Annotated in this window: 12 protein-coding genes; 8 read left to right on the forward strand and 4 right to left on the reverse strand. The window is 74.4% G+C overall.

Annotation, left to right across the window (positions count from 1 at the left end):
* Window positions 1-44: 44 nt before the first annotated feature.
* Window positions 45-1,430: an MFS transporter gene (locus tag C3V38_RS06305; RefSeq protein WP_106385305.1), complete on the forward strand. Its 1,386-nt coding sequence runs from the start codon at window positions 45-47 to the stop codon at window positions 1,428-1,430.
* Here the strand turns inward: C3V38_RS06305 and C3V38_RS06310 are convergent.
* From C3V38_RS06310 to C3V38_RS06325, 4 genes are all read right to left on the reverse strand, one after another.
* Window positions 1,380-2,555, reverse strand: coding sequence for a hypothetical protein (locus C3V38_RS06310; RefSeq protein WP_061228391.1), 1,176 nt, complete (start codon window positions 2,553-2,555; stop codon window positions 1,380-1,382). The two genes, C3V38_RS06305 and C3V38_RS06310, sit on opposite strands and share 51 nt — an antisense overlap.
* A 670-nt stretch (window positions 2,556-3,225) precedes the next feature.
* The gene (locus tag C3V38_RS06315; RefSeq protein WP_061228189.1) at window positions 3,226-4,506 is read right to left on the reverse strand and encodes a glycosyltransferase 87 family protein; all 1,281 of its coding nucleotides are present in this window, start codon (window positions 4,504-4,506) and stop codon (window positions 3,226-3,228) included.
* Window positions 4,503-6,056 (reverse strand): CCA tRNA nucleotidyltransferase, encoded by a 1,554-nt coding sequence (locus C3V38_RS06320; RefSeq protein WP_174521526.1) that lies wholly within the window; start codon window positions 6,054-6,056, stop codon window positions 4,503-4,505. The genes C3V38_RS06315 and C3V38_RS06320 overlap by 4 nt, the downstream gene beginning before the upstream one ends.
* 150 nt (window positions 6,057-6,206) lie before the next feature.
* Window positions 6,207-6,539, reverse strand: a complete 333-nt coding sequence (locus C3V38_RS06325) for a putative quinol monooxygenase (RefSeq protein WP_061228190.1) — start codon at window positions 6,537-6,539, stop codon at window positions 6,207-6,209.
* 181 nt (window positions 6,540-6,720) lie between these two features.
* Here C3V38_RS06325 and C3V38_RS06330 point away from each other — a divergent pair, with 181 nt between their 5' ends.
* From C3V38_RS06330 to trxB, 7 genes are all read left to right on the forward strand, one after another.
* On the forward strand, window positions 6,721-7,497 hold the full coding sequence (locus tag C3V38_RS06330) for an alpha/beta hydrolase-fold protein (RefSeq protein ID WP_061228191.1): 777 nt from the start codon (window positions 6,721-6,723) through the stop codon (window positions 7,495-7,497).
* Window positions 7,498-7,566: 69 nt separating this feature from the next.
* Window positions 7,567-8,853: an NUDIX hydrolase gene (locus tag C3V38_RS17970; RefSeq protein ID WP_244881652.1), complete on the forward strand. Its 1,287-nt coding sequence runs from the start codon at window positions 7,567-7,569 to the stop codon at window positions 8,851-8,853.
* Window positions 8,850-11,456, forward strand: coding sequence for a hypothetical protein (locus C3V38_RS06345; RefSeq protein ID WP_244881653.1), 2,607 nt, complete (start codon window positions 8,850-8,852; stop codon window positions 11,454-11,456). The genes C3V38_RS17970 and C3V38_RS06345 overlap by 4 nt, the downstream gene beginning before the upstream one ends.
* Window positions 11,453-13,330 carry a murein biosynthesis integral membrane protein MurJ gene (gene murJ / locus C3V38_RS06350; protein WP_061228193.1) on the forward strand — a complete coding sequence of 626 codons (1,878 nt, stop codon included), beginning with the start codon at window positions 11,453-11,455 and terminating at the stop codon, window positions 13,328-13,330. The genes C3V38_RS06345 and murJ overlap by 4 nt, the downstream gene beginning before the upstream one ends.
* Before the next feature lie 87 nt (window positions 13,331-13,417).
* Window positions 13,418-15,058 carry a protein kinase family protein gene (locus tag C3V38_RS06355; RefSeq protein ID WP_061228194.1) on the forward strand — a complete coding sequence of 547 codons (1,641 nt, stop codon included), beginning with the start codon at window positions 13,418-13,420 and terminating at the stop codon, window positions 15,056-15,058.
* A 50-nt stretch (window positions 15,059-15,108) separates the two neighbouring features.
* Complete coding sequence (gene sigM / locus C3V38_RS06360) at window positions 15,109-15,726, forward strand: RNA polymerase sigma factor SigM (RefSeq protein ID WP_061228195.1); 618 nt, start codon at window positions 15,109-15,111, stop codon at window positions 15,724-15,726.
* A gap of 133 nt (window positions 15,727-15,859) precedes the next feature.
* A complete protein-coding gene (gene trxB, locus C3V38_RS06365; RefSeq protein ID WP_106385306.1) occupies window positions 15,860-16,792 on the forward strand; it encodes a thioredoxin-disulfide reductase in 933 nt (310 codons plus the stop codon).
* The last annotated feature ends 25 nt before the right edge of the window (window positions 16,793-16,817 follow it).

Below are 16,817 nucleotides of genomic sequence, written 5' to 3' on the forward strand. Positions count from 1 at the left end.
CCGCGGTGATCGGCGGCCCGGCCGCGAGCGCTACCGTGACTCCCGTGACCTCACCGCCCACCGACCCGGCCGTTCCCACACGGGGCCGCCTGGCAGCCGCACTGCGCGAGTCCGAAGGTCTGGGTCGGCTGTCGACGGCACGGCTGGCGGCGTTGCTCAGCGAGGGCATCCATCAGGCCGCCCTCGGCGGGATCGTGCTGTTCAGCCCCGAGTCGGGCACCACTCCGGCGGCGATCGTGGGCGGGTTCGCAGTGATGCTGCTGCCCTATTCGATCGTCGGGCCCTTCGCCGCGGCCGCGCTGGACCGGTGGGACCGCCGGGTCGTGGTGGCCGTCGCCGCCCTGGTGCGGACCCTCGCGATCGTCGCGACCATCGCGCTCATCGCCGCCGGCGCCGTCCACTCGGGCGCGGGTCTGACGGCGCTGTTCGTCCTGTCCCTCGTGGCGATCGGCCTGGGCCGGCTCATCAACACCGGGATGACCGCGGCCATGCCCAAGGTGGTGCCCGACCGCCTCCTCGCGGCCACCAACTCGGTGCTGGTCACGGTCGGTTCGGTCATCACCGCGGTGGGCGCGGTCGCGGCGTTCGCGGTGCTCGCCGTCCTGGGCGCGGGCGACACCGCGGTCTCGTGGACCCTCGTGCCGTCCGTGGTCACCGCGTTGGCGGGGGTGTGGGCGATCCTCGCCCTGCCGCGGCGCCACCTGGGACCCGACGACGACGAGGTCCGCTCCCACCCGGTCGAGGCCGTCACCCGCCGTGCCGCCCGGGCGTTCGCCGGGGGACTCGCCGAGGGCGTCCGGGCCGCCCGTTCCTCGGCCCTGGTGTGGGTGTCGTTGACCGGCGTGACGCTCGGGCGGGCCGCGTTCGGGATCACGACGATGCTGGCGATCCTGCTCCTGCGCGATGCCGAGTCCGGCGGGTCGGGCGGCCCGGTCGTCGCCGGGATGGGCGGATTCGGCTTGATGTCGGCGGCCGTGGCCGCGGGCATGGGTCTGGCCGCGGTCGTCACACCGTGGGCCATCGCCCGAGCCCGACGCGTCCTCGTCGTCGCCGCCGGGGCCGGTGTGTCCGCGCTCGCCCAGCTCGTCGTCGGACCGACCCTCGACCCGACGGCCCTGGTGGTCGGCGCGGTGGCGATCGGCCTGGGGGCGCAGGTGGTCAAACTCGTCGCCGACAACGCCATGCAGACCGACGTCCCCGATGTCCGCCGGGGCGGGGTGTTCGCCCTCCAGGACGCGCTGTTCAACTCGGCGTTCGTCGTGGGCATGCTCGTAGTGCTTCCGCTCGTGCCCGCGGACGGCCGGTCGGTGTCGCTGATGGTGGTCCCGGCGGTGCTGTACGCCGCCGCGGCCGTGATCGCGCTGGTGGTGGGCACGCGATCAGGAGCCCAGACCGAGCGAGCCCGCGGCGATCGAGCCGCCACCCACTGAGCCCCCACCAACAGAGCCCCCACCCACCGAACCCGCACCGACCGACCCGGCGCCGATGCTTCCGGCACCGACCGAGCCGCCGGCCGCAGAGCCGCCCCCGACGCTGCCCGCGCCGGCCGACCCGGTCGCGGCGGACCCTGCGGCGGCCGAACCCGCGGCCGCGGAGCCGGCTCCGAGCGCGCCCGCGTCGATGGCCCCGACGTCCACCGAGCCGGCCACCGACCCCGCGTCGACGTGCGGCAGTTCGACATGCGGGAGCTCGATGGTGGGGAGCTCGATGCGGGGCGGTTCGAAGTGCGGCAGCTCGATGCGCGGGGGTTCGAACGGCAGGGCGGTGTCGAGGCGACCGTTGCCGTCGACGTCCGCGACCGACAGCCACCCGCCGCCCGTGTCGACCGTGATCGATCCGTCCTCCTCGACGACCGGGGCCGCGGGCTCGGGGACCGTGCCACCCTGTACCGGCGGGGGCGGGGCCGGGGCTGGCTCGGTGACCGGGGGAGTCGACCATCTGGACGAGTCCGCAGCCGCGGCGGAGCCGTGATGGATCGCGCCGATCGCATCGGACAGCAGCGAACCCCAGTCCGGCAGCGCCCCCAACGACTGCGAGCCCGCGGCGATCGCGTCCGACCCTGCGGCCAACGCACCGTCGACGAGGCCGTCCGACCCGTGCACCCCTGCCGCGATCGACCCGGCCGCCAGGGAGCCGGCGCCGACGGAGCCGAGACCGACCGAACCACCGCCGACCGAGCCCGCACCCACCGAGCCACCGCCGACGCTGCCTGCGCCGACCGAGCCACCACCGACGCTGCCCGCGCCGACCGAGCCGGCGCCCGCGGCTCCCGCGCCGAGAGAACCCGCCGCGAGCGCCCCCACGCCACCCGCGTGCACGTTCCACACGCCGCGGTTGCCGTCGTCGGCGTAGGCGACCTGACCGGCGGCGCCGACGTCGGTCACCACACGGTCCGCGGTGCCGTCGACGTCCGAGTCCCAGAGGGCGTCATCGGCGTACCCGTCGCCGTCGAAGTCCAGCCACAGCGCGTCCGGCGCGCCGATTCCGAGGGTGAGGTCGGGCTCGCCCTGCCACTGCGTCGGTTCACCGACGCCGTCTCCGAAGAAGTAGTCCATGCGCCGATCGTGTCGCTCACGAACCGCACCGACCAGAGCCACCGGCCGATCTGTGGAGAGCCCACCGAGTTGTCCACAGGCCACGCGGAGCGCTTGACGCCTTTCCGCTCGTCGCGCGGCAGTTGCCGCCCGATCGTGGGGCCACGCCGTCCCGAGGAGCGGCGCTGCGGAGGCTCGCTCGGGCCCTACGGCATCGCGGTCAACCGTCGAGTGGTCAAGAACGGCAACAATTCCCCAGGTCACCGCCGCCGAAAACCGGCATTTGCGACCACTCGGCGAGCGGGGCGCTCCGAGCGGCGCTCGTGCGGTGAGGTGCGCGCTGCCGAAGCGGGCCGACTGGAGCCCGAGTGGGCGAGCTGGCTCGGTGGGGCGCCACGGGGGCCCCGGCGAGCTGGGCGGCTCGCCGCGGCGCACACCCGCCATCGAGTGGTCAAGAGCGCCCACGCTTCTCCAGGTAAGTGCGGCCGACGACCGGCATTTGCGACCACTCGGCGAGCGGGGCGCCCCGAGCGGCGTGCAGCGGGGCGGAGTCGGCAGCGTGCCGCCGGGCCAGGCGGGCGCGGCGGCGGGCGGACCGGGGGCCGGCGCGGCGAGCAGCGGCCGGCCGGGCCAGGCCAGCGGCGCGCAGCCGGCGGAACCGGCCGGGCCGCGCAGCCCGGGGGAGGCGCGGTCAGCGGGCTAGCGCGCGGTCCAGCACCACGGGCTGGCGGGGGTCGCCGCCCAGATCGGGCCGGCCCAGGCGGGCCGCCCGCAGCCCGAGCACCACCAGGAACACCAGCGCCCAGATGAGGTAGGCGTTGCCGACGAGGTGCTCGACCGGGCTCCAGCCCAGCTCGCGGCCCTCGCTGTTCGGCACCCACCACTGGGGAGTCGCCAGGAAGATCACCACGCCGCTGGCGGCGAGGCCCAGCCAGAGGCGCTCGTCGCGGTCGCCCCGCCGCCCCGCACGGTCGGCCCACACCAGCGCGAGCACGACCGCCGGCACCGCCCACACCCAGTGGTGGCCCCACGACACGGGCGAGCAGAACAGCGCGACGTGACCCACCGCCACCGCAGCGGCGACCTCCTGACCAGACCGCAGCAGACGCCACGCGACCCACGCGATCCCCAACCCGATCGTCGCGGCCACGAGGAACCACACGATCGACGCGGCGGTGTCCTCGAGGCCGAGCCGGTAGACGACGCCGTTCACCGACTGGTTGGAGGTGAACGCGAGGCCGCCGATCCGCTCGGGATCACGGATGGCGAAGCTCCAGTAGCGGGCGGAGTCGTCAGGCGCGAGCAGGTGGCCGAGGCCGGTGAACGCCAGCGCGGACACCACCGCCGTGGCCAGCCCACGCCAGTCCCGCCGCAGGAAGAAGTACAGCAGGAACACCGCGGGCGTGAGCTTGATGGCCATCGCCAGCCCGGTGAGCGTCCCGCCCCACCACCGCCCGCGGCCGAGGATGACATCGACCAGCACGAGCGCCATGAGGAACACGTTGACCTGTCCGAACCCGATCGTCTCGCGGACCGGGCCGAACCATAGCGCCACCACCATGACGGCGGCCGTGAGCCACCACAGCTCGCGCGCCGGCCGCTCGCACGTGCGCGTGAGCACCAGCTGCACGACGAGCGCCAGCACCGCGATGGTCGCCAGCGTGACGAGCGCGGACGCCACCGGCAGCGGCACCAGCGTGAGCAGCGAGAAGATCTGCGCGGACAGCGGGGGATAGGTGAACGGCAGGTGCGCGCCCTGCGCGAGCTGCGGCAGTTCGCCGTACAGCTCGCCGCCGTCGCGGAACACCTGTCCGCCGACGCGGTAGACGTCGAGGTCGATGCGGTACGGCGGGATCTGTTGCAGGCCCGGGACGCCGACGGTGTGCAGCAGCGTGCCGACGGCGGCGAGGACGACGACGACGAGGCGACCGACCGCCGACGAGAGGTAGCGGTCGACCGCTCCGCCGGTCACGCCGGGTCGCCGTTCTGCCGGTCCGTGTCCGGTCCCCCGGCCGGCTGGTCCCCGCCGTTCTGCTCGGCCCACCACCGGAGGAGTTCGGCCTCGGCCTCGTCCCGGTCGAGCGGGCCGCGGTCCAGACGCAGTTCCTTGAGGAACGCCCACGCTCGGCCGACCTCGGGCCCGGGCTTGAGGCCGAGCAGACTCATGATCTCGTTGCCGTCGAGGTCGGGGCGGACCCGCGCGAGGTCCTCCTTCTCCTCGATCTCGGCGATCCGCCTCTCCAGCGAGTCGTAGTTGGCCTGCAGCTTGGCCGCGCGGCGCCTGTTGCGGGTGGTGCAGTCGGCGCGCACGAGCCGGTGCAGGCGGGGGAGCAGGTGACCGGCGTCGGAGACGTAGCGGCGCACGGCCGAGTCGGTCCACTGGCGCTCGCCGTACCCGTGGAAGCGCAGATGCAGGAACACCAGTCCCGAGACGTCCTCGATCATCTGCTTGGGGTACTTCAGGGCGCGCATGCGCTTGCGGACCATCTTGGCGCCCACCACCTCGTGGTGGTGGAACGTCACGCCGCCGCCGGGCTTGGGCGCGCGGGTGGCCGGCTTGCCGATGTCGTGCAGCAGCGCCGCCCAGCGCAGGACGAGGTCGGGACCCTCCGGCTCGAGGTCGATGGCCTGCTTGAGCACGGTCAGCGAGTGCCAGTAGACGTCCTTGTGCTGCATGTGCTCGTCCCGCTCGAGCTTCATGCCGGGCACCTCGGGCAGCACGTGGTCGGCCAGGCCGGTCTCGCACAGCATGTTGATGCCGTCGATCGGGTAGTCGCCGAGAATCGTCTTGTCGAGCTCGGCCCGGACCCGCTCCGCGGTGATGCGGTCGATCTCCGCGGTCATCTCCGTCATCGCCCGGAACACGCGTGGCGCGAGGGTGAAGCCCAGCTGGGAGACGAAGCGGCACGCCCGCAGCATGCGCAGCGGGTCGTCGGCGAAGGACTGCTCGGGCGCGGCCGGGGTGTCGAGCACGCCGGCCAGAAGCGCGTCCATCCCGTTCAGCGGGTCGACGAACTCGTGCCGGCCGTCGGGGTGGAGACGCACCGCCATGGCGTTGACGGTGAAGTCGCGCCGCACGAGGTCCCCGTCGAGGGTGTCCCCGTAGACGACCTCGGGGTTGCGGGTGACCCCGTCGTAGGAGTCCGCGCGGAAGGTCGTGATCTCGATCTGCTGCTCGATCCCATCGCGGTCCCGCTTGACGGCGGACAGCGTGCCGAACTCGATCCCCGTGTCCCACACCGCGTCCGCGTAGCGGTCGAGGATCCCCCGGACCGCCTCCGGGCGGGCGTCGGTCGTGAAGTCCAGGTCCGTGCCGAGCCGCCCGAGCACGGCGTCGCGGACGCTGCCGCCCACCAGATACAGCTCGTGCCCGGCCTCACCGAACGCCGCCGCCAGCGGGGACAGCACGTCGGCGAGCTGGTTGAGGGTGGTCTGGGCACCGGCCAACAGCCGGACCCTGCGGGCCTCGACCTCCGCCGGATCGGGCCTGGCGCCGGGGCCGTCCTGCAGACCCGAGAACACCGCGGCATCGTGTCGGTCGGAGGCGGCACGATCGCCGGCGGCGCTGCGATCGGAGGTCGGTCTGCGGGCTGTCACGGCGCTGACTTTACCGAGTGGGCCCGACATCCCCCGGCCGGGCGGAGAACCGGCGCTGGCGACCCGCCGCGGGTCTCAGTCGTCCGCCACGGCCGTCTTGGACCACAGCGGCTCGACCGCCTCGACCTCCGGCGGCCCGCTCAGCAGGTCCCCCGACTCCTCGAGATACCGCAGGTAGGCCGGGTTGCCGAGGAACTCCTGCGCGGCGGCCGCGTCCCGGTAGTGCTGGAACACCACCATCACGTCCGGGTCCACGTACGAGGCGCACAGGACGTAGGCGCGATGCCCGTCGTTGGCCTGTACCGCCCCGGGCATGTGCCGACGCCACGCCTCGATCAGATCCTCGCGACGGCCCGGCTTGGCCCGGTGTCGCAGGACCAGGGCGTGCGCGGGCGGGCCAGAGCTCATACAGCGGACTCTAGCCGCGCCCGGGTCGCCGGTCCCGCCTCACGTGGCGCCCACCCCGACACCCTGTGCCCTGTGACAGGAGTGACTTAGAGTGACGGGCGTGTCTCGTCGTCGCCGCCCCTGTCCACGCCTGTCACCCACCCGTCGGACCGGCGCCCCGGCCGCCGTCACCCTCGCGGCGGTGGCGGCCCTGACCGGCGCGGCGGCCACCCTGACCGCGGTCGTCCCCGGGACCGTCCCCACGGCGGCCGCACAGTCCGCCGGCGGCGTCGACACCTCCACCGCCCTGGGCTTCACCACCGCCCCGCGACCCACGGCCCCGCCGCCCGCCGACCCCGCACGCCCGCAGGTCCTGCGCGTCCAGCCCGTGGAGGGCCGCAAGGTCCTCGCCGACGTGTGGTCGCCGGCCATGAACAAGGCGGTGCCGACGTTCGTCCTCCTCCCGCCGAGCGCGCGCCCGGCGCCGCTGCTGCTGCTGCTCAACGGCGTCGGCGGCGGCGAGGACCACGTCGGCTGGGCCTACCACACCGACTACCAGGACTTCTTCGCCGACAAGCACGTCCTCGTCGCCAGCCCCGAGGGCGGCCGGTTCAGCCTCTACACCGACTGGCAGCGACCCGACCCCGTCCTCGGCGTCAACCGCTGGCACACCTTCCTCGACTCCGAGCTGCCCGCCGCGCTCGCCGAGCGACTCCGCGGCACCGCCCTCTATCTCGCCTCCGCACCGGGCAACCCCGGCCCCGACGACGCCGCGGAGTTCGGTTCGGCGACCCTCGCGATCGGCGCCCCCACCGAGCTCGCCGCCGACCTGGGGACCCGCCACATGGCCGCCGCGCTGCGGGCCGGCGGCGTGCCGTTCACCTACGACCGCTATCCCAGCGGCGCGCACACCTTCGGCCTGTTCTCCCGCGAGCTGCGCGACTCGTGGCGGGTCGTCGGGCCGGCGCTCGGGGCCTGACCGCGCGCGGCCCGGCGACGGCACGCCGTGGATTCCGGTCAAGTCACCCCCGGCCGGTAGCATCGATGGGTGTCCGAAGCCGATCGTCCCGCCGACCCGCGCGCCAACGCGCCGCGGCGTCGTCGTGCGCGTCGGCCGGCCGGACCCGGCACCCCTGGACGTGAATCCGCAGGTCATCGGTCGGATCGGACCGGAGCGAAGGGCTCCGACGGGCAGCGGTCCGGGCAGGGCGACGCCCAGAAATCAGCCCCGCAGAAGCCCTCCGGCGGTGCCGGCGGCGCGTCGGGCCCGAAGGCCGCCCACGGGGGACAGTCCGGGGCCCCCGACGACGGCCAGCACCGCCAGGGCCGGCGACGCCGTCGCGGGGGCCGCGGACGACGCGGCGGCCGGGGGCAGGGCCGCGCGGCCGAGGCCCAGAAGCAGCAGAGCGCCGACACCACCCACACGGTGAAGTCCGGCGACGGCACCGCCGGCGCGACCTCACGCCAGGCGCCCCGCCACCCACGCGCCTCCACCCGGTCCCGATCCGGTGGGGGACAGGCGGCCTCGGCCAACACCACCCGCACGTCGCCGCCCGCGAAGGCCGGCGGCAAGGGCGGGTCCAAGACCGGCGGTAAGACGGCCGCCAAGAACGCGCCCAAGACCGGCGCCAAGCCGGGCGCCCAGGGCGGCAAGGGCGGCGCCAAGAACGCCCGCGGCGGCCGCGGGGGAGCGCGCCATCCCCGCGGGGGCCAGCGCCTCAAGACCGTGCTGGAGACCTCGGCCGGCGGGCTGGTCGTGCGCGGTCTCGAGCGCGCCGCGAGCGGGCCCGAGCCGGACCTGTCCCGGCTCGAGGTGGCGCTCATCGGTCGCCTCGACCGGCGCGGGCGCATGCTGTGGTCCATGCCCAAGGGGCACATCGAGCCGGGCGAGACCGTCGAGGAGACGGCCCGGCGCGAGGTGCTCGAGGAGACCGGCGTCGACGGCACGGTCCTGGCGGCGCTGGGCACCATCGACTACTGGTTCGTGGCCGAGGGCCGACGCATCCACAAGACCGTCCACCACCACCTCATCCGCTACGACCACGGCGACCTGTGCGACGAGGACCCCGAGATCACCGAGGTCGCGTGGGTGCCGTTCGACGACCTGCCCCGCCGCCTGGCCTATCCGGACGAGCGGCGGCTGGTCGAGGCCGCCCGCACCCTGTTGCCGCAGCTCGCCCGCGCCGAGGCCGCAGGCGACAACCCTCCGCCCGCCGACGCGCAGGTGGTGGACCCGTCCCGCCGGGCCGACGGTCCGGAGCCGGTCCGCCGCAGTCACGCCCCGGGTTCCGCAGCCGCGCCCCGCGACGACTCCCCGGAGGAGTCAGGGCCGTGATCGGGCGGCCGGTTGGGCGTGCAGTCCGGGCGGTCGTCCCGACGGCGTTGTGCGCGGCACTGGCGATCGGACCGGGCTGGGGCGTCGGCACCGCGTGGGGCCCGGCCGCGGCCCGCGCGATCACCCCCGAGCAGGCCTCGGCCGCCGGCTACATCCCCGATCCGGCCCCCGCACTGGCCAGGATCAGCATCGACGAGCTCACCCCTCGGGTCCTCGACGGCGCGAACGACCCGGCGGGCGCCGGGGGCGGGGGAGGGGCCGCCGTCGGCACCGAGGCCGGCGTCCCGGTCGTCACGGTGTCGGGGACCATCACCAACGTCGGCGACACCCCGCTCGAGGCGGTCGACGTGCGCCTGCAGCGCGGGCCGCGGTCCGCCGACGCCGAGTCGGTGCGCGAACCGCTGGTGTGGTCGGAACCGTCGTTCGGGGTGCGCGGCGAGTTCGTCCGCGTGGCGGAGGCCGTGCCGCCGGGCGCGTCGGTGACGTACCGGGTCTCCATGCCCGCGCGCGCCGTGCCCGGTGATCCGGGTCCCGACCTGCAGCTCACCGAGCCCGGCGTCTACCCGCTGCTCGTCAACGTCAACGGCACGCCCGCGGGCGGATCCCCCGCGCGCCTCGACGACGCCCGCACCCTGTTGCCCGTGCTGGAGGCGCCGCGGCCGGCGACCGTGCCGGGGGTCGACGACGACGAGGTGGTCGACCCCTCGCCGGCGGACGAGCAGCGTCCGGCGCCGGTCCCGCTGACGGTGCTGTGGCCGCTGGCCTCGTCACCGACGCGGGTCGCGGCGGTGCCCGGTGTCGAGGGTCCCGATCCCGTGGTGATGCTGACCGACGATTCCCTCCTGCGGGAGCTGTCGGACTCCGGTCGCCTCACCGGTCTGGTCCGCGCGGCCGACGAGGCGTTCGACGGACCCGGGGGTCAGGAGCTGCGGCGTTCGATGTGTCTGGCGGTGGATCCGTCGCTCCTGGGGACCGTGTCCGAGATCGCGGGCGGCCGCCCCATCGTGATCTCCGACGACGCCGGATCCGATCGCACGGGTGACTCCTCCGCGCGTGGCGCCAGGGTCCGCGGCGGTGGCGATGACGACTCCGGGTCCGGCGGCGCCACGACGCGCCCGGCCGATCCGGAGGCCGTCGCCGCGGACGCCACGCGCTGGTTGGACGAGCTGCGCGCCTTGGCCGACGGCGCGTGCGTGGTGAGCCTCCCGGCCGCGCAGGCGGGTCTCGAGTCCGTCGCGGCGGTCGGGTCCACCGACCTCACGCGTGCGGCACTCGACAACGCGGGCTCCGTCGAGCGGATCCTCGGGGTGGCGCCCGTCCCCGACGTCGTCGTGCCCGCCTCGGGCACCCTGGCGCCGGGCACCGCCGAGGCCCTCGCCCCGCAGGGCGGTGGCGCGGGCAGCGCCGTGGTGGCCGCGCCGTCCACCCGCACCGACACCGGCCTCGTGCCGCCCCCCGGGGTCGTGGGCCTGGCCGGCACGGCGGCCGGGCGCGCGCTGACCTACTCCGCGACGATCGGCTCGGCCCTGGCCGCGACCGGCGACGTGCCGGAGAACCCGCGCTACTCGGACCCGGCCACCCGGTACTGGCTCACGGCCGACTCGCCGGCAGCCCGGCTCCAGGACGCCCGCGCGGCCCTCCTCGCGCCGGTGGTGGACGCGATCGACGCGGCGGGTGGCCCGGGGGACACCACGGCGGACGCTCAGGGCGTCCTCGCCGTGCCGCCCCAGGTGTGGACCGTCGACGGGGAATCGGCCGGCTCCCTGCTCGAGTCGCTCGGCGCCCAGCTGGCGGCCGGCCGCATGCGGGCGCTCCCGCTCACCGAACGCCTCACCGGCCCCGTGACCGTCCCCGACGGGACCCTCGCCCCGGATCCGACGGGCGCGGTCGACCCCGGCGCGCCCGACCCTGCCGACGCGGACCGGCGCATCGCCACCGCCCTCGAGGCCGTCGGCACGCTCCGCTCGTTGGTCGACACCTCCGATCCGACCTCCGCGGGCGCCCAGGATCACCTCGACCCGATGGTCACCGACGCGCTGCGGGTCCTCTCGGAGACCGGGCGGCGGGCCGGCGGCGACGGTGTGGACCCCGGATCCGGGACCGGCGAGGACGCACTGGCCCGGTCCGCCGCGCGACTCGACCGGCTCGAGGAGACGGTGAGCGCCTCCCTCGACCGCGTCGACCTCCTGCCGCCGGGCAGCGTCTTCACGATGGCCAGCCCCAACAGCCCGCTCCTGCTCGTGACGCGCAACGCCCTGCCGTTCCCGGTCCGCGTCGGCGTGACGGTGACCGCCCCGGAGGACATCCGGGTGGACCCGGTGGGGGTCGTCCAGATCCCGGCGAGCGGATCGCGCACCCTGCAGGTGCCCACCCAGTCCGACGCCGAGGGCGGCACCCGGCACGCCGTGACCTTCATGCTCACCGGTCCCGACGGCCGACCGCTGTCGGAGCCGGTGGAACTGTCCGTCCAGACCGGCGGGTACCCGGTCGCGCAGGCGTTCGCGTTGGCCGCGGCGGCGCTCGCCCTCGTCCTCGGGGGTCGGCGCTACCTGCGCTACCGTCGGGGCATCCTCGACCCCGCGGACGAAGGGCACCGACCGTGAACGACGAGCAGGGGTCCACCGGACCCGAACTGCGCAGACCGGATCCCGGCCTCAGGGCCAGGCGGCGTGAGTCGGGCAGCTGCGTGCTGCCCGGCCCGGCGTCGCCGCCGCCGGTCGCCGACTCGTTCGTCCCCGACGCGATCCCGACCCCCGCGATGACGGCCGCCTCCGTGAGCGCGGCGACCCCGGCTGCCGGCGCGTCCACGGACGGGTCCTCCGAGTCCCGCTCCGGGGGCGGGACCGGGGGCCGCACGCGCGACTCGTCCGACGCGTCCGTGATGCGGTCGACGGGCTCGATGGCCGTGGCCAACCTCGCGAGCCGTATCACCGGCTTCGTCCGGATGATCCTCATCCTCACCGTGCTGGGCCCCGCGGTCGCGTCGGCGTTCAACACCGCCAACACGCTGCCCAACATGATCACCGAGCTCGTGCTGGGTTCGGTGCTCACGGCCATGTTCATGCCGCTGCTGGCCAAGGCGGCGCAGGAGGACGCGGACGGGGGAGTGTCCTTCATCCGCCGCCTGCTCACCGTCACCTCGGCGCTCGCGCTCGGCGCGACGGTGCTCGCCGTGGCGTGCGCGCCGCTGCTCACCGAACTCAACCTCGGCGACGGCGAGGTCAACACCGACCTGGCCACCGCGTTCGCGTTCCTGCTGCTTCCGCAGATCTTCTTCTACGGCGTGTTCTCCGTGATGCTGGCGGTGCTCAACTACAACGGCGTCTTCCGGCCCGGCGCGTGGGCGCCGGTGTGGAACAACGTCGTCGCGATCGCCACGCTCGCCCTGTTCGCGGTGGTGGGCAGCGGTATCGACCCTGCGGCGCCGGTCAACCTGCTCAGCGGCCCGATCCTGCTGCTCGGTCTGGGCACGACGCTCGGCGTGGTCGTCCAGGCCGCCGTCCTCGTCCCCGCGCTGCGCCGCGCCGGTGTCGACCTGCGCCCGCAGTGGGGGCTCGACCCGCGGATCAAGCAGTTCGGCGGGCACGCGCTGGCCGGCGTGACGTACGTGCTCATCTCGCAGGTCGGTCTGGTCATGACCAACCGCATCGGCGCCGCCGCCGACGAGGCCGCCATCGCGATCTACCAGACCTATTGGCTGCTGCTGCAGGTCCCGTACGGGATCATCGGCGTCACGCTGCTCACGGCGATCAACCCCCGCCTCGCGGACAACGGCGTCGCCGGCCGGAACGACGCGGTCGTGCGCGACATCTCGCTGGGGACCCGGCTGTCCCTGTTCGGCCTCCTGCCGATCATCGCCTTCATGACGGCGTTCGGACCGACCATCGCCACGGGCCTGTTCCGCTACGGCAACTTCGACGCCGAAAGCGCCCGGGTCCTCGGCCTCACCGTGGCCGCCGGCGCGTTCACCCTGGTGCCCTACGCGATCGTGCTCCTGCAGCAGCGCGTCTTCTACGCCCGTGAGGACTACTGGACGCCCACGGTGATGATCCTCGCGATCACCGTCGTCCGGGTCGTCCTCTCGCTCCTCGTCCCCGCGGTCGCGGACGAGCGCTCGCACGTGGTGATCGGCCTCGCCCTGGCCAACGGCATCGGCTGGGTCGTCGGCGCGGTGGCCGGGTACGTCCTGCTCCGCTCGAAGCTCGGGTCGTTGCGCGGCCGGGAAACCCTCCGGTCCGCCGCGTGGACGCTCGGCGCCTCGGTCGCCGGCGCCCTGGTGGCCCTCGCGGTGGACACGGTGCTGCCGATGGACGCGCTCACCGACGCCGTCGGCAGCATCGGCTACGTGCTCCGCGCGGCGCTCGCCGGTGTCCTCACCCTCGCGGTCACCGGGCTGGTCCTGTCGAGATCCCGTCTGCCGGAACTGGACTCCATCACCCCCGTTCTCCGCGGCCTCGTGGGGCGTCTGAGGCGATAGTCGATTCCCCGGGCGGGCGGTACGTACACTCGAGGGGTCACGAGCGGCCGACGGGAGGCCGGGCGCACCAGGCGAGGAGGACAGCGGGTGGGCGATCAGACCGGGGCCCCCGTGGGGTCCGCTTCCCCCACTCCTCCTCGTCTGACCGTCGGCGGCCTCGTCTCCGGTGGCCGGTACGAGCTGCTCGAGCCGTGCGGCGGCGTCGCCGGGCAGGCGTTCTGGAAGGCCCGCGACCGGCGCCTCGACAGGTTCGTCGCCCTCACCTTCGTCGACCCCCTGCCCGGCGAGCAGCCCCCGGGCTCGGCCACCGGGGTCCTCGACCGGACCGTCGCCCTGACGTCCGTCTACTCCGACGGCCTCGCGCGCGTGCTCGACGTCATCCGCGGCCGCGCGGGCGGCATCGTCGTCACCGAGTGGATCCCGGGCCGCAGTCTCGCCGCCGCCGTCTCGGAGCCCGACCCGGATTCCGCCGTGGGCGCGGTGTGGGGCCTGTCCGACGCCGCGACCCGCGCCGAGGAGGCCGGCCTCGCCCTCGGGTTGGACTCGCCGGACCGGGTCCGCCTCACCGAGGACGGGCGCGCCGTACTGTCCTTCCCCGGAGTGCGCGAGGGCGCGGACGCCCGCGCCGACGTGCGGGGTCTGGGCGCGGTCCTCTACGCGCTGCTCACCGGGACGTGGCCGCTGCCCCTTCCCGACGGGTCCGACCGGCACGATCCGGCCGACGGGCGCCCGGGGGAGGCCCCGAGGGGCGACGACGACGAGGTCCTCGATCCCACGGTGGTCGGCGCCGGGGTCTCGCCCGAGTCCGCCGTGCTGGCGATGCGGACGCTCGACGGGTCGTCGGTGAGCTCGGCGGCCACCGTGAGGTCCATGGTTGCCGACCGCGTCGGCGGGCCGGTGCGCGCCGCGCGTGTCACCCGCCCGGTGGACCCGGACCCGGCGGGCGGGGCGTACGACGGGGCGTACGCGGGCGGGACCGCTGAGCCGTACTCCGAGCCGTACTCCGATCCGGACCCGGAGACGCAGAAGCGCCGGTGGCAGATCATGGCCGGCACCTCCGCCGCGGCGGTCGTGGTGATCGTCCTGGTCCTCACGTGGTTGCTCGGCGGCTTCGGCGGCACGAGCAACAACACGCCGTTGTCGCAACAGCTCGACGCGATCGAGCGGGCCGCCCAGGCCAGCCGGGCGTCCCAGACCACCGAACCCGCGCCGGAGGACCAGGCGGACGCCGACGCGGACACCGAGGAGACCGAGTGGGACACCCCGGACACGCCGGTCGAGGTCTCGACCGTGACGACCTGGCAGCCGGCGTCCTCGGCCGGCACGGCGGAGAACTCGGCGAGCGCGCCGAACGTGGCCGACGGTGACCGGTCCACCTCGTGGTCGAGCGACACCTACCGCGCGCAGATCGGCGACTCGCCGTCCGCCTACAAGCCGGGCATCGGGCTGATGTTCACCCTCGACGGCGAGCAGGAGGTCCGGCGGGTGGTCCTGCACTCCGAGGACGACGACGTGCGCTTCGAGGTGCGCTCGGCGACCAGCGCGACGCCGAGCTCCCTCGACGAGACCACCCGGCTCGGGACGGGCACCGTCCGCGACGGCGAGGCGACCGTGACGATCGACGAGCCCGAGGAGTCGCGGTACCTCCTCGTGTGGATCACCCGGCTCGGCACGTCCGGTGCCCAGGCCTACGACGCCGAGATCACCGAGGTCGAGCTCACCCGCTGACCCGCCCGGCGCCGAGGTGGCACCCCCACCGGCCGAGGCACCGGGTTACCGTGACGCCCGTGAACACCGGTGCCACCGTCACCCCCGCCCCGGCGACGACGCGTGCGTCCCTGCGGGCGGAGTCCCCGCTGACGGACGCGGAGTTGATCGACGCGCACGTCGCCGGCGATCCGGACGCGTTCTCCGCGCTCGTCCGCCGTCACTACGACTACCTGTGGCGGCTGGCCATCCGGACGTCGTTCAACCGCGATGACGCCGCGGAGGCCCTCCAGGAGGCCCTCGTCTCGGCGTACCGCAAGGCGGACACGTTCAAGCACGCCTGCCCCGTCCAGGGATGGCTCTACCGGATCGTGGTCAACGCGTGCCTGGACAAGATGCGCGCCCAACGCCTGCGCACCCATACGCAGCTCACCCCGTCACTGCACGAACAGGTCACCCTGCGCGATCACTTCCACCAGGATCCCGCCTACGCGATCATCGTCGCCGAGGCGCTCGCGGGCCTGCCCGACGATCAGCGCGACGCCGTCGTCGTCGTCGACATGTTGCGGTGCACCGTGGCCGAGGCCAGCCACCTGCTCAACGTCCCCCCGGGCACCATCAAGAGCCGGTGCGCCCGCGGCCGCGCCAAGCTCGCCGTCCTCCTCGAGGGGGTCACCCTCACCGCGTGAGGGGGAGACCGGGGACACTGAGGGAACAAGCCGCCCCACCCGCGTGTTGAGCCCTGGTGAGTAGGCCTGACACGGTGGTGCAGGTCCGCCACCCTCCCCATCGACCGCCCACCCCGAGGAGCCCCGAGAACTCATGAGCGACACCGTCCACGACGTCATCATCGTCGGATCCGGCCCGGCCGGCTACACCGCCGCCATCTACTCCGCGCGGGCCGAGCTCAAGCCGGTGGTCTTCGAGGGGTCGCAGTTCGGTGGTGCGCTCATGACCACCACCGACGTGGAGAACTTCCCGGGCTTCGCCGAGGGCATGATGGGCCCCGACCTCATGATGCAGATGCGCGAGCAGGCCGAGCGGTTCGGCGCCGACCTCCGGATGGAGGACGTCACGTCGATGGACCTGGCCGGCGACGTGAAGATCGTCCGCGTCGGCGAGGAGGAGCACCGTGCCCGCGCCGTCATCCTCGCGATGGGCGCCGCCGCCCGCTACCTCGGCGTCCCGGGGGAACAGGAGTACCTCGGCCGCGGCGTCAGCTCGTGCGCCACCTGCGACGGCTTCTTCTTCCGCGACAAGCCCATCGTGGTGGTGGGCGGCGGCGACTCGGCCATGGAGGAGGCGACCTTCCTCACCAAGTTCGGCTCCTCGGTGACCATCGTTCATCGCCGCGAGGAGTTCCGCGCGTCGAAGATCATGCTCGAGCGGGCCCGCGAGAACGAGAAGATCTCCTTCATCCTCAACACGACCGTCGACCGGGTCGTCGCCGGCAGCACCGGCTCGGTCGAGAAGCTGTGCCTGCGCAACACGGTCACCGGCGAGACGAGTGAGCTCGAGACCGCCGCGATGTTCGTGGCGATCGGCCACGACCCGCGGTCGGAGCTCGTACGCGACCAGGTCGAGGTGGACGAGGACGGCTACGTCCTCACCGGCCAGACCACCGCCACCTCCATCCCCGGGGTCTTCGCCTGCGGCGATCTCGTCGACAAGCGCTACCGCCAGGCCATCACCGCCGCCGGTTCCGGCTGCTCGGCGTCGATCGACGCCGAGCGCTGGCTCGCCGAGCAGGCCTGACCCCAGCCACCCGAACCTCCACCGA

The organism is Dietzia sp. oral taxon 368, assembly GCF_002999155.1.
Classification (GTDB): domain Bacteria; phylum Actinomycetota; class Actinomycetes; order Mycobacteriales; family Mycobacteriaceae; genus Dietzia; species Dietzia cinnamea.